Annotated in this window: 15 protein-coding genes; 7 read left to right on the top strand and 8 right to left on the bottom strand. The window is 43.7% G+C overall.

All coding sequences use genetic code 11. The annotated features are described in order from the left end of the window. Positions 1–156: 156 nt before the first annotated feature. Both A3739_RS11895 and A3739_RS11890 read right to left on the bottom strand, forming a co-directional pair. Positions 157–450, bottom strand: a complete 294-nt coding sequence (locus tag A3739_RS11895) for a hypothetical protein (protein ID WP_068501515.1) — start codon at positions 448–450, stop codon at positions 157–159. Positions 451–466: 16 nt separating this feature from the next. Then, positions 467–1,042: an Ig-like domain-containing protein gene (locus tag A3739_RS11890; RefSeq protein WP_068501512.1), complete on the bottom strand. Its 576-nt coding sequence runs from the start codon at positions 1,040–1,042 to the stop codon at positions 467–469. A gap of 197 nt (positions 1,043–1,239) precedes the next feature. Between A3739_RS11890 and A3739_RS11885 the strand changes: the two genes are divergently transcribed. Then, positions 1,240–2,499 carry an ATP-binding protein gene (locus tag A3739_RS11885; protein ID WP_068475787.1) on the top strand — a complete coding sequence of 420 codons (1,260 nt, stop codon included), beginning with the start codon at positions 1,240–1,242 and terminating at the stop codon, positions 2,497–2,499. Further along, positions 2,492–3,673 carry a hypothetical protein gene (locus tag A3739_RS11880; RefSeq protein ID WP_068501509.1) on the top strand — a complete coding sequence of 394 codons (1,182 nt, stop codon included), beginning with the start codon at positions 2,492–2,494 and terminating at the stop codon, positions 3,671–3,673. Before A3739_RS11885 ends, A3739_RS11880 begins: the two co-directional genes overlap by 8 nt. Here A3739_RS11880 and A3739_RS11875 read toward each other — a convergent pair. From A3739_RS11875 to A3739_RS11865, 3 genes are all read right to left on the bottom strand, one after another. Then, positions 3,649–4,347, bottom strand: coding sequence for a response regulator transcription factor (locus A3739_RS11875; RefSeq protein WP_068475791.1), 699 nt, complete (start codon positions 4,345–4,347; stop codon positions 3,649–3,651). The two genes, A3739_RS11880 and A3739_RS11875, sit on opposite strands and share 25 nt — an antisense overlap. Positions 4,348–4,456: 109 nt before the next feature. Beyond that, positions 4,457–5,017 (bottom strand): hypothetical protein, encoded by a 561-nt coding sequence (locus tag A3739_RS11870; RefSeq protein WP_068475794.1) that lies wholly within the window; start codon positions 5,015–5,017, stop codon positions 4,457–4,459. Between the two features lie 355 nt (positions 5,018–5,372). Next, entirely contained in the window at positions 5,373–6,953 is a 1,581-nt protein-coding gene (locus A3739_RS11865; protein ID WP_068475797.1) for an isocitrate lyase, read from the bottom strand. 304 nt (positions 6,954–7,257) lie between these two features. Here A3739_RS11865 and A3739_RS11860 point away from each other — a divergent pair, with 304 nt between their 5' ends. Genes A3739_RS11860 through A3739_RS11850 form a run of 3 tightly spaced genes read left to right on the top strand, consistent with a single transcriptional unit; the run spans position 7,258 to position 9,972 of the window. Continuing rightward, positions 7,258–8,598 carry a TRZ/ATZ family hydrolase gene (locus tag A3739_RS11860; RefSeq protein ID WP_068475799.1) on the top strand — a complete coding sequence of 447 codons (1,341 nt, stop codon included), beginning with the start codon at positions 7,258–7,260 and terminating at the stop codon, positions 8,596–8,598. After that, entirely contained in the window at positions 8,598–9,314 is a 717-nt protein-coding gene (gene ubiG, locus A3739_RS11855; RefSeq protein ID WP_068473962.1) for a bifunctional 2-polyprenyl-6-hydroxyphenol methylase/3-demethylubiquinol 3-O-methyltransferase UbiG, read from the top strand. Before A3739_RS11860 ends, ubiG begins: the two co-directional genes overlap by 1 nt. Position 9,315: 1 nt before the next feature. After that, on the top strand, positions 9,316–9,972 hold the full coding sequence (locus A3739_RS11850) for an HAD family hydrolase (RefSeq protein ID WP_068475801.1): 657 nt from the start codon (positions 9,316–9,318) through the stop codon (positions 9,970–9,972). 5 nt (positions 9,973–9,977) lie between these two features. Here A3739_RS11850 and A3739_RS11845 read toward each other — a convergent pair whose 3' ends face one another. Further along, the gene (locus tag A3739_RS11845) at positions 9,978–10,877 is read right to left on the bottom strand and encodes a hypothetical protein (protein WP_156502553.1); all 900 of its coding nucleotides are present in this window, start codon (positions 10,875–10,877) and stop codon (positions 9,978–9,980) included. A 126-nt stretch (positions 10,878–11,003) separates the two neighbouring features. Here A3739_RS11845 and A3739_RS11840 point away from each other — a divergent pair, with 126 nt between their 5' ends. Continuing rightward, positions 11,004–11,381 (top strand): response regulator, encoded by a 378-nt coding sequence (locus A3739_RS11840; protein WP_068475805.1) that lies wholly within the window; start codon positions 11,004–11,006, stop codon positions 11,379–11,381. Positions 11,382–11,386: 5 nt separating this feature from the next. Here A3739_RS11840 and A3739_RS11835 read toward each other — a convergent pair whose 3' ends face one another. Next, on the bottom strand, positions 11,387–11,788 hold the full coding sequence (locus A3739_RS11835; protein ID WP_231876695.1) for an SRPBCC family protein: 402 nt from the start codon (positions 11,786–11,788) through the stop codon (positions 11,387–11,389). Between the two features lie 140 nt (positions 11,789–11,928). Between A3739_RS11835 and A3739_RS11830 the strand changes: the two genes are divergently transcribed. After that, positions 11,929–12,678 (top strand): YciK family oxidoreductase, encoded by a 750-nt coding sequence (locus tag A3739_RS11830; protein ID WP_068475848.1) that lies wholly within the window; start codon positions 11,929–11,931, stop codon positions 12,676–12,678. 13 nt (positions 12,679–12,691) lie between these two features. Here the strand turns inward: A3739_RS11830 and chrA are convergent, their stop codons facing one another. Further along, positions 12,692–13,888 carry a chromate efflux transporter gene (chrA, locus tag A3739_RS11825; RefSeq protein ID WP_068475809.1) on the bottom strand — a complete coding sequence of 399 codons (1,197 nt, stop codon included), beginning with the start codon at positions 13,886–13,888 and terminating at the stop codon, positions 12,692–12,694. Positions 13,889–13,899: the final 11 nt, after the last annotated feature.

Here is a 13,899-nt window from a genome sequence, read left to right as displayed (position 1 = left end):
GCTTGAAGCTTCTCTGGCTTCACCTCGCCAATCTTGACCTGTATTTCTGCTTGTTGCGCCTCAGTTTTTTGCAATTACACCGCGCAATTCAGCGGCTTCACTCTGTATCTATAAAAATCTGAGTTTGTTGGCGAGCTTTTTCTCAACCATGCCTTTCTATGATTGAATTTCCTCCTCCATAAATTCTAACTGAGATACTTTCGCGAGACGTTCGCGATGCAAGCCCTTGGCTTGCTGCTTCAGCTGATCTAAGCGCTGATCAGCAATCGACAACTCGCTATTTAAGTTATCAATCGCAAGCTCAAATAGACGCTGCGCGGTAGAGCTTTGTTCAGTTAACCAACCATCGGGGAGACTAGATGTATTGATAACGGGCAAACTTAAGTTCGCGCTCATATCGAGCTTGGCTGTCAACAATGCTTCGCGAATTGAAAGCTCATGACTTTGCATAAGTAAACGATAATGCTCAGCGCCTGCAAACTATAGTAAACAAACCTCCGTTAGACCCTCGAACTTCAGCACCAACGTTAGATCCAATTCCATTAATGGCCACTATTTCAGCAAAGTCTGCATACAATTCATCGTTCGATGTAACATTTACCCCTGCGAGAATAGTGCTTTCTTCGGTAGAAAATACATCGTCTTGGGCAAGAATCGAGTCGCCATCTACAACGGTTACAGTTACAATTACTGATGCGACTGAAGAACTTGTGCCGTCTGATACAGTGTAAGTGACAATCATATTTGCTGTTTCACCCGCTGCGAGATATTCAAAACCGGTTGTAGCATAAAGAAATATCGATCCATCAGAGAATATTCGGAACTCCCCTCCATTTGACCCGGTTACCGTTACCTCTCCGTCATTTAAGCTTTGTCCCTCAACAGACACGATCTCAAGTGGATCACCATCTTCATCTTGATCATTCTTTGGCGATCCCGAGAGATCAAACTTGTTGCCAAAAATAGAAAAGACGTAGCCCAGTTGTTTGTTTTCTCCTGAGGTTATCGAGTACGCATCATCGTTTACTATTGGTCCGGCCATTTACAGTATCCTTTGTATCGTTGTTTATTTTTTTAAAGATTTACCACCACTTAAATTGTTAAAAATTGTAACGCTAGAGAAAATATATATTTAATGACAGATTATGATGACAAGCCAAAAACTATTTACATTAGGCCACCAAAAAGAAAGAATACGAATCATGGAAAGCTAATAAAAAGAATAACTAAGGTGGTTTTTTGAGTTTTACCACATATGCTTTAGAGCAATCTTCACGACAGAACAAAATCGGTGTAGTCATCGGGTCTGCCACAGCCTTTGTCTATGCTCCGATTGATTATTTTTTATTCCCAGACCATTTCGTCGCAGGGATATTCGGCGCAATACTCAGAGGCCTAATCGCAGCCCCGTTGCTAATTTTAGCCTTATATCTCCTCAAGAAAGAAGATTATGAAAGTGCTGACAAAGCAATAGCGCTCGCAATGATTCTACTCGTGAGTTGGGCAACGCTATTTTATGCAAGTCAACTTGACACCCCCGCACTCATCGCGTTTTTACTTCAGATTCATGTTTATATGATTGCTTGCCTGACACTGAGTAAAAAAAGGCTTTTATTAATTGCTAAATGCAACATTATACTCGGCATACTTGCTGCCTCTTACATGCTCTGGCATCAACAATATTCATATACAGGGTTACTACTACTCACTTACATTACCCTCGCTTTGAGTACTTACTTTTGGGCTTTGTCGAGCAACAACACGCTCAAACGCGAGTACGAAATTACGCGTAACAATCTGGCTATTGTTAATTCCCGAGAAAGCTGGAACGGCATTCTTAAAACCTTAACCAAGGATGCGTTTAACAAAAAGATTTCTGCGATCAGATCTAGCCTTAACGCTCTCAGCACTTCTGGTTCATCAAATCAACACGTTAAACGCCTAAACCATTCGTTAAACGAAATTTCAACGATCAGCCAAACCCTTCTGAGCGATCTTGATTGGTATGACAGCGAGAATCATATACAGGAGCAGACAAATTACTCGATACTTGAGCATGTCTCTTTGTTAACACATGAGCTCCAAACCACTTACAGTACAGCTAATATTAATTTGTTCTGTAGTCGCGACTTCGATATCGAGCTTGCGCCCGCCTTGCTAACAAGATTGATCACTAATATAACCAACAATGCAATACGTCATCGCAATAAAGATACCGCCATCAGCATTGAGATACAGAAAGGAAGGACTCTGCTGATCAAGAATAAGGGACCACGTCTGCCAGCATCACTTAACGAACTCACTATTGAAAACAGGCAAGGAAGCGTGCATGGAGAATACGGCTTAGGACTTAACGTTTGTAAAAATATTTGCATTGCGAACGGCATACTTTTCAATGCTACTTCCGAGAAAGGATTGGTTGTATTTCAAATGATATTTCCAGCCTTACAATCAAACATGAGTAGAGAACTTGCGGCTGAGAAGGTGGAACATGCTTAGCTCGCGTAATGATTTTAAAAGTCGCCTGCTCAGCACCTTACGTAAATATTCTGATTTCACTCATTGGAACTACAACAGACAGCATAACGAAACTGGTATAGCACTATTAAGCATTGCGTTAATATGTGGTGCATTATTTGCGGCAGATGCCATTGCCCTAAATGACCCAAACTCCATCATGATCCAGCGAATCATCGCATTACCATGGATAGGAAGCTTCTTTCTTTTGCATCGCCTCAGACAAGAGAAGCTCTACTATGTGTTTGTTTGTGTTAGCCTCCTATATTCATCCTACGTATTCCTAACTTACACAAACGAACTCACAAGCTTAAGCAACACATATCAGCTGATTGGCATTACGGTCACGATTTTAACCGCTGTTATTCTTGCTAATATACCGAGCGCTTTCTCTACTCCAACCGCTCTTGCCATCACCGTATACTATATTCTCTCTCGCCAAGAACATTCTCTTCGAGAATGGGTTATTATCGATGCAACAGCCTTATTCTTCATGCTTGCATTAATACCTGCAGCGATCGCGCGCGAGCTCCAACAACATAAGACTTACAAAAATAACCAAGCTCTACAACACTCGTTAAAAGATCTTCATAAGTGGTCTCAGTCTACCAGTCGCTTACTCAGGCACGAGCTAAGCAACCAAATCGTTGCGCTATCTTCATCCTTAGTATTAATGCCAGAGGGACGTCTCAAAAATCAATTACAAACTCAAGTTATGGAACTGCAGCAATTTACGAACGAAATAGCGCTAGCGACCGATGCAGAGCAAGACATTGAGGTTAAGCGTGTTGACGCGTGCTCCTTACTATCCAGCGTTCTATCTGAACACAGTATTCACCTAGAGCTTCATGCTTCCTATCATATCGAAATTGACAATAAAAAAGCGGTTGAGCTGGCATTCAACTTTATAGCGCGGGAACTAAGTCAGAAAGCAGCAATCCAACTGCATGGAGAAATTCGGAGCAACTTAGACGAGCTGATTATTGAGATAAGAGACTATAAAGTAAACGATCTTAATATAGATAGTTTTTATTATCAGTTTGCAAAACAGATCATCCAAACTCAGGGCTTAAATCTAGAAATTAACCTCCGTGCAAATCGGGTTATTCTGACCTTACGACAGAAAAGCGATCACCCAACATCAACCCAGCGATAACCCTTTCCTCTGACCGTTTCGATGCAAGAAAAGCTAGGGTCAATCCGACAAAATTCAGAGCGAATCAATTTAATGTGTTGAGCAATGGTATTTGATTCAGCAGAGATTTGAGCAGCCTGGATTAAATCATATACCGACTGCGTTGCAGGAGAGCTGTATAACTGCAATAGCAATTTATAGCGTATATGATTCAACCTTAACCTTTGACCGTTCCAAAAGACTAATTCGGAGTCATGATCGAATGTTATCCCGTCTGCATTCTGCGCGTACTCTTTAGTGCCCTCCGTCTTAAGTACATCTAGGCGAGCAATTAGACTCCTAACGCGAACTAAGATAAGTGGCAACGGCTCTTTCTTGTCGATATAAGCATCAGCTCCGACTTGATATGCTTCAACCTGTAGATCTAGATCTACGTACGAAGACAGTAAAACTATCGGAGCGATTGGATATGCACCTCGAAAGGTCTTTGAAAGCGCGATGCCAGCGGCTCGATCCTCCGCTAGTTGCATATCAAATATAGCTATATCGAGATCTGAACGAGTTCGAATGAGATGAAGGGCTTCATCTGTTGTGCTAACAGCAACAACGTTATAGCCCTCTGACATGAACATTGTAGAAAAGTTTTCTCGGATGACCGGATCATCTTCCACATACAATAACTTTGTCGCTCCCATGCTGCACCACCATTGCGTCTAGCAGTCGCATTGATTATTATTTTCCTTATAAATCATATACTAGCGACAAATTGATTGGCGACTCAATAAGAGCAGCCGATTATATCAATTACGCAGAAATAGAATCAGACAAGATGTCGTCATCGATATACGCCATACCAATCTTGGTAAGGTATTCTTCGCGCTCTGCTTTCATTAAATCTATATCAAGCGGCTTAAGACCAGCTTGCTCATACAGACTAGCAATAAACATCATGAAACCCTCGCCTTCTTTTATCATAAGAAGACCTGCAGCACCAACATCGGGACGGACTTTAGAAGCATTATCGTCGTCAAGATTAACGGTCAAAACAACAGGCTGCTCTTCACCTTCGAATCGAACCGAACGACGCTTTACGCACTGTTCCGCCCAAAAATAGGCCAATGCTTTACTCTGAGTAAGGAACACTGGTTCGCGCTGCTCAGTATAACTATTTCCGATCGTCGCCATGGTTTGCTTCGCGACTTGATTGAAGGCCTTATCGCCAGAACGAACAAGCCCGTTCTCTTTAATCGAATCAATAAGTGCCGATGAAGTACCGTGATACCAAACACCGTTAGTAGGTATGGCAAAGCCATCTTCACCTAGAACGGTTTGGACATCGTTATAAATCTCGGGAAGCTCAATCATGATAGGTAATCCTTGGTAATTCTAAAGATGCGGGAATTATAGGCATATCAACTACTTCATCAAGTAAGCTGACCAACTGTTTCAATAATAGTGGTTATTCCCTGTGCTATTAAGCTCAGAACAGGCAAACAAAAAAGGCCGCCCGAAGACAGCCTCTTTTTAACTTCTATGAGTCTCGAATTAAGAACTCTTGCCTTACGAGAGAGGATTAGAAGTGTTTTTCGCGCCGCCCGCTTTTAGAGCCCGGTCTTTGATCAAGAGCTGCCAGCGTAGTATTCGACCCCATAAACAAAAAAGGCCACCCGAAGGTAGCCTCTTTTTAACTTCTATTAGTCTCGAATTAAGAACTTTTGCCTTACGAGAATTGGTTAGAAGTGTTTTTTGCGCCGCCCGCTTTAAGCGCACGATCACCAGCGTAGTACTCTTTGTGATCATCACCAAGGTCTGAACCAGCCATGTTTTGGTGCTTAACACATGCGATACCTTGACGGATCTCTTTACGCTGAACACCTTCAACGTAACCAAGCATACCTTGCTCACCGAAATACTCTTTCGCTAGGTTGTCTACAGACAACGCAGTAGTGTGGTAAGTAGGTAGAGTGATCAAGTGGTGGAATACGTTCGCTTCACGCGCAGTATCCGCTTGGAAAGTCTTGATACGCGCATCAGCAGCTGCTGACAATGCAGAATCATCATATTCAGCAGACATTAAGTTTGCACGATCGTATGCAGAAACATCTTCGCCCGCTTCAACCATTGCGTCATATGCTTGCTGACGGAAGTTCAATGTCCAGTTGAAAGATGGCGAGTTGTTGTAAACAAGTTTCGCATCTGGGTGAACTTTACGTACGTCGTTCATCATGCCCGCGATCTCGTGTACAGTTGGGACTGCGGTTTCGATCCAAAGAAGGTCTGCACCAGCATTGATCGCACCGATACAATCGAATACGCAACGCTCATGACCAGTACCTTGACGGAATTGGTAAAGACCAGAAGGAAGACGCTTAGGACGAACAAGCTTGCCGTTACGATTAATAACAACATCACCTTCGTTCATGTCAGCTACGTCGATTTCTTCAACATCTAGGTAAGAGTTGTAGATGTCGCCTTCGTCGCCTGGCTCATTAACAACAGCGATTTCTTTAGTTAGGCCAGCACCTTCAGAGTCAGTACGCGCAACAATTAGACCGTCGTCAACACCTAGCTCTAGGAACGCGTAACGTAGTGCACGGATCTTCCCGTGGAAGTCAGCGTGTGGAACAGTTACTTTACCGTCTTGGTGACCACATTGCTTCTCGTCAGCAACTTGGTTTTCGATCTGTAGGCAGCAAGCCCCAGCTTCGATCATTTGCTTAGCCATTAGGTAAGTCGCTTCTGCGTTACCGAAACCAGCATCGATGTCAGCTACGATTGGCACAACGTGCGTTTCGTGATTGTCGATCGCTTCGATGATTTTTGCTTCTTCAGCAGCATCACCAGCTTCACGTGCTTTATCAAGTGCACGGAAAAGACCACCAAGCTCACGCGCATCAGCTTGACGTAGGAAGGTGTAAAGCTCTTCTACAAGACCAGCTACTGCAGTTTTCTCGTGCATAGATTGGTCAGGAAGTGGACCGAAGTCTGAACGAAGTGCTGCAACCATCCAACCTGAAAGGTATAAGTAGCGACGCTCAGTTGAACCGAAGTGTTTCTTGATAGAGATAAGCTTTTGTTGACCAACGAAACCGTGCCAGCAGCCTAGAGACTGAGTGTACTTAGTTTTGTCTTTATCAAACTCAGCCATGTCACGACGCATGATGCCAGCTGTGTACTTAGCTACGTCCAGACCAGTTTTGAATTTGTTTTGAAGGCGCATACGAGCTGCTGATTCAGCACTTACACCTGGGAAAGAGTTAGCAACTTCTGCTGCTTGAACTTCTGCTTGATAACCTGACATTGGCTAATCCCTCTTTTTACGGATGACACCTTGCTCAGACAAAGCAAGGCCGTTTTTAGATTTCGGAGCGGATATTAAATCGAACCCCTACATAAATGAAATATATTGATGCAATAGCCGCTATACGCTGCATTGATAAAGCTATGAAATTTGATGCAACTTCGCGTGAAATTACGGATCAATGAGTCAAGTTTTGAAAGACTATTTCATAATATTCATTAGTGAATGAATATCGGTGGTGATAACCTGATCCCTTCACAATTTTCTCGCAAAAGACATTCAACTTGACCATCTGGTAAGGCGCATGATTCTTCACAACACCGCCCAAGTCAATACAAGAATTGACGCAGGAACAATACTCACAATTGATGACAATTTCACGACACTGACAGACCATTCTTTAATTATTGAGAATGGTGTAATTACACAGATTTCACCAACAGAATCAGTGCAACATATTATCGCATCCGAACATTATTGTTTGCCAAACCACGTCATTATTCCGGGCCTTATTAACGCGCATGGTCATGCATCAATGGCTTTACTTAGAGGTATTGCGAATGATTTACCGTTAAATATTTGGCTTCAAGAACATATATGGCCCGCTGAAGGCAAATGGGTCGATTCTGACTTCGTGTCATTCGGCGCGAAACTTGCGATGGCTGAAATGCTCAAGAGCGGAACGACAACGTTTAGCGACATGTATTTCTTCCCGGAGGTTGTCGCACAAATGGCGCAAACCGTTGGAATGCGCACCCAACTCGCTTGCCCTATTCTAGACTTCCCAACTGCATGGGGCAGCGGCCCAGATGAGTACATAGAAAAAACACTTGAGCTTCATCGCGCCTTCGAAAGCTCTGATTTAGTTCACATGGCGTTCGGGCCTCATGCGCCTTATACGGTTTCGGATGACCCTATAAGAAGTCTCATTAGCGCTGCACGTGAACATTCATTACCAATACAAATGCATGTGCATGAGACTCAGAAAGAAGTTAATGACGCTGTAACAAACTCGGGTAAGCGACCGATTAAACGGCTATCAGAGCTGGGGCTCTTCGATCCCGATTTAAATACACAAGCGGTACATATGACAGCGCTAACGGAATCAGAAATTAGCTTGTTAGCCAAAACTAATACAAGTGTTATTCACTGTCCTGAGTCTAATATGAAACTCGCCAGTGGATTCTGTCCTACCCAAGCTCTCTCTGCCGCAGGGGTTAATATCGCGTTAGGAACAGATGGAGCAGCGTCAAACAATGATCTGGATATGCTAGGCGAGATGCGCACAGCCGCCCTAATCGCCAAAGGTGACACCGGTGACGCAACAGCTCTTTCTGCTAAAGAGTGTATCCGTATGGCAACCATCAATGGTGCAAAAGCTTTAGGTTTAGAGCAGCTGATCGGAAGCTTAGAAGTCTACAAACAAGCAGACATCGTAGCCATTGATCTCGATCACTTAAACACTCTGCCTAGTTATGATCTTCCTGCAGACATCGTATACAACACCAATGCCTCACAAGTAACGCACACTTGGGTTAACGGCAAACTTTTGGTAGATTGCGGCCACCTTACCGGCATTGACGAAGACATGTTAAAAGACGAAGCTCGCCAATGGGGCCAAAAGATAAAGTCTGGGAATAAATAATGACTCAAACGCTTAATAAGAACGTCGACCAATCTGAAGTTGCAAAATTCGAAGCGCTTGCCAATCGATGGTGGGACAAAAACAGCGAATTTAAACCGTTGCACGACATAAATCCGTTACGAGTTAACTATATCGACGAGCGCAGCTCTCTGGCAGGCAAAAAGATTCTCGACGTTGGTTGTGGTGGCGGCATATTGTCCGAAGCTATGTCTCAGCGAGGAGGCTTGGTTCAAGGCATTGATATGGGTGAAGCTCCACTGGGTGTGGCGCAATTACACAGTCTAGAGTCAGGTCTTGATATAACCTATACCCAAATCACTGCCGAAGAGTTAGCAGACCAAACTCCAGGCGAATATGATATTGTGACATGCTTAGAAATGCTAGAGCACGTTCCGTCTCCATCATCGGTAATTCAAGCGTGCCAGCGCCTGCTTAAGCCCGGTGGAGACCTTTTCCTATCTACCATTAATCGCAATCCCAAAGCATATCTTTTCGCAATCGTTGGCGCCGAACACCTTATGAAGATGCTCCCTAAAGGAACGCACGATTTTAAGAAGTTCATCAAACCTTCAGAGCTTGGGGGCATGGTTCGTCAAGCAGGCTTAGAGATGCAGGATATATCAGGCATGACATACAATCCGCTGGTTAAAGAATACAAACTCAGCCGCGATGTAGACGTGAATTATTTGATGCACGCCATCAAACCCAAGGCATAAAATGGAACTTGAAGCAGTCTTATTCGATCTTGACGGTACGTTAGTTGACACTGCACCCGACTTCTACGTTACGGTCGAGAAGTTATTAGCACTCCACAATAAAGCCCCCATTGAACACGAAGTTATCCGAGCAGAGGTTTCTAACGGTTCACGAGCACTAACAAAACTATGCTTTCCGGAGATTACTGATCAAGATGAGTTCGAGCAGCTGCGCATGCAATTGTTGAATATCTATGCTGATGAAGTAGGTGCAAACGCAGTACTGTTTCCCGAAAATCGCGAGATTCTTGAAACCTTAAAGAGTAAAAACATTCCTTGGGGCATCGTAACCAACAAGCCACGACTTTATACCGAGCTTCTGATCAAGCGCACTAGTTTTCTCAAAAACTGTTCTGTATTAATTTGCGCGGATGATGTGCCAGTTGCTAAGCCAGACCCGACTGGAATTCTTGAAGCTTGCGCCAAGCTCCAAGTGTCTAGCAATAAAGTTCTATATGTTGGCGATCATGTTAGAGATGTACAAGCAGCCCACAACGCCGGTTGCGTATCAGCGATCGTTCCGTTTGGTTACTTCGATGAAGGCACGAATCTTAATGACCTAGGAGCACAGCATCTATTGAGAAATGCCAAGGACTTGATTCATTTTTTGGACAACTAATGGACTCAGAACTCAAATCGAATGCTCCCATCAAAAGCAGCTGCATTTTCTTCGACTTCATCTAAGTTAGGGCGATCGATAATCTCGCGCTGAACGCCTACACGAAACGTAAGTTGAACAAAATCCAACGGCGCGTACCCGCCGTGTAGATACAAAGAATTTAAAGCGCCATCATTGCCATTCCTATAATCGATTGAATGGGATTTATGGCCAAATCCAAGTCGAAGTTTCCGCGACAAATACCAAGCCAGTTCGCCATACCACGCATTTGATATATAACCACCGCCCTCTCTCCCTAGATTAGGATAAGGCGTTTTCTTTTCACGATGAGATAGCCCCACATCAAATACTAAATCTAGATCATAAGCTGTATAGATCTGTCGATACTTGATCTCACTGAAGCTAATGCGATAACCATCCCCGGACTCATACTCGCTGTAAAAATCTGCCTTCCCGGTATCGGTCAGATAAATAGACAAACCTAAACCACCGCCATTGAGTCGTTCTTCATCAAGGCGAGTTTCATGTCGCGTGCTGATATACGCGATCCGCCAGCTATGACTGAGTAAACGGTCATCATGCGAATACGTTAGCCTAACTCGATTAAAATCATCTTGGGGTGTTACATCATCAGCGCTAAGGCTTATCTCAAGGTAACTGACTCGCGCTAAGAACTCGTTTTCTAAAGGCGAAATCGAAGACTGATCAACAGGCGTAAGGTAATACCTAGCATTGACGCCGTGCTGCTTTTTGTCCTCGTCTTTGTGATGCTGGTCTGAGTCTTTTACAAGATAGTGCGTATCGAACTCGATTGAACTAGAAAATTCATTCGCAGCAAAAGCACTATTAGCGATTAATAGCCCATACAATGCTGCCCATACATACCTTAAGAATTCAATCCGCAAGCTCTACACCAAATCTCTGTAAAATTTAGCTACAAAAATAGGCGAAAAATAGATAATTTCGAGGCGTTTTAGCCTATTTCCTGTACTACGATTTTTTGAACCTAGCATCAAGAATAGATCGCCATTATGAAAATATTGCTCGTAGAAGACAGCCCAGTAAATCAACTCGTCACGAGCGCGCTACTTGAAACAATTGGCGTAGAACATTCAGTGGTAGATAACGGCCTTCTCGCATTTGACCTACTAATCAATGACAAGCAGCATGATATCGGTTTAATCCTAATGGATTGTCACATGCCGTTATTGAATGGATTTAAAGCTAGCAAGCTTATACGGCGAGGGTATGCTGACGCAGATCATAAGATCACGCCAATAGTCGCATTAACCGGCAATTCAGACGAAGAGGTTAAGTTGATGTGTCTAGAAGCCGGAATGAATGGCTTTTTATCTAAACCGGTAGATCCTGAAGAGCTAGGATCTACCATTCATACACTTATGCGATAAATATCTTACGCCGCCGCGTACGAAGAAATGCCTTTCGAGATGCCTTGCTTTAGCACGCTTTTGATCAGCCCTGTTGTAAAGGGTATTTTTGATTCAAGCTTAATCTGATAATCAAGGGAACAACCGTCGCCTTGTTCTTTGAATCGTAAAGTTCCCACATGGTTCTTAATTGGGCTTCCTCGCGTGATCTTATATTCAATAAACTCGCCTTCTTTAAATTCAGTAATCGTTTCTTCAAAAGACGGAAGCGGCCCAATATTTATTTTACGGACTGAACCAAGCCCACACGCACCATCTTCACCTTGTTGAATTGTAGTCATCTTAATGCCACAAATTTTCCCAAATAATTCGTGATTACTTAAATCAGCGAACACAGTTGCAAGAGGTTTATTGAATTGGAATGACATATTAATCGATTGCTGCGGCATATTACCCTCACGTTTATCTTTATTGTTGTGTCTTATGATTATTCAAACAAAACACAATGACAAGTTGCATTAATCTCAATAAAATTGCGATCTTTACTCTTCTGCGAATAGGCGTAACCATGCACGATTATCAAGCACCTGAAAACCTACTACTTAACAAAGTTATCCTGGTTACAGGTGCAGGCGAAGGCATAGGAAAGGCAATCGCACTTAGCTATGCACGAGCAGGCGCGACAGTTCTTTTATTAGGACGAACCACCACAAAGCTTGAAGCTGTATACGATCAGATCGTATCCGAACAGCTACCTGAACCAGCTATTCTCCCAGTAAATCTTGAAGGTGCTGTTGAAGTTGACTATCACAAAATTGCTGATGTCATCGATCAAGAGTTTGGGCGACTAGACGGGCTTGTTCATAACGCTAGCCAGCTTGGTTCAATGACACCAATAGAGCAATACGAAGTTGAAGTATGGCAAAAAGTTATGCAGGTCAATCTAAATGCATGCTTCTTGATGACAAAAACATTCATCCCCTTACTAAAGCTATCTGATGACCCTTCTATCATTTTTACTTCATCAAGTGTTGGGCGAAAAGGCCGTGCTTACTGGGGTGCATATTCTGTAAGTAAATTCGCGACAGAAGGCTTTGCGCAAGTGCTTGCTGACGAACTGGATACAGAAGAAGATCCGATACGAGTAAACATTATTAACCCCGGCGCAACTCGCACAAATATGAGAGCCAGCGCGTATCCAGCGGAAAACCCAATGTCATTGAAAGCGCCGTTGGAAATAATGAATCTCTACTTATATTTAATGGGTGCTGAAAGCAAAGGCGTAACAGGGCAAAGTTTAGACGCGCAGCCGAAATAAACGAAGTAAGCACTTAAAAAAGTGCTGCGCCAAGCGCTCCGCCGGCAATAACGATAGCGACCACTGGTAAACGAAAAACGACAAGCGCGATATAGGTAATTGCCACAAACGCTGTATCTGTAAGATCTTTGATACTTTGAGTGATCACTGGGTCATACAGGGTTGCCAGCAACAAGCCAAGAACCGCAGCATTCACTCCCCACAGCGCGCTTTTAATCTTAGGTCTAGATCTTAAGCGATCCCAGAATGGCAGCACACCGAACAAAAGCAAAAATGAAGGCAAAAATATCGCGAACGTCGCCAGCGCAGCGCCACTAAAGCCATTCGGACCACTTAAATGCGAAGCTCCTAAAAAACTTGCGAAGGTAAACAGCGGTCCCGGTACCGCTTGTGCCGCGCCGTAACCTGCCAAGAAAATATCTTTATCTACCCAACCAGCTGTAACGACTTGAGACTCAAGTAAAGGCAAAACGACATGCCCTCCCCCAAATACGAGGGATCCTGCATTGTAGTAAGCACTGGCTTGACTTAGGCTTTCCCAGCTCCCTCCTCGACTTACTAGTAAGGCCGCCGCTAACAAAACAAAGAAAGCACTTAAACACACGATTGGCCCAATCAAATGAACACGGCTTCGCTCATAATTAACAGCAACATCGGAAGCTGCGTCGGTAACCTTATAGCGAGAACTGAGCAGGCCAACGATCGACAGAACGAAAATCGGAGCGTATACACTATTCCAGAGCGCAAAAGCTAACGCGCTGACAACCATTATAAGAATACGTATAAAGTCCGGCGTAAGAGAATGCCTCATCGTAACGAAAGCTTGAATAACTACCGCCACTGCAACCAATTTCAAGCCTTGCAAGACGCCAGAATTTAAAAAGGAGCTGTCATTAACAAGCAGAGCCGCAAATATCGTAAGTAAAAGCGCTGATGGAAGCGTAAACGCGAGCCAGGCCGCAATCGCCCCAGCATAAGAATGGCGATGATAACCTAACGCCATACCTAACTGACTACTTGCCGGCCCTGGAATGAATTGACACAGCGACAGTAAATCCGAGAAAGCTTTGTCATTGATCCAATTTAATTCATCAACAAACCGCTTTCGAAAAAAACCAATATGCGCAACTGGACCACCAAATGATGTACAGCCCAATATAAAAAACTGCGTAAATATTGCCCCGACTGAGGTCCCTTTCTCGCGATTCACGCGCGCTCCTT

The organism is Oleiphilus sp. HI0067 (assembly GCF_001635735.1).
Note: the sequence above shows the minus strand (reverse complement) of the source record. Positions and strands in the feature narration are given on the sequence as shown.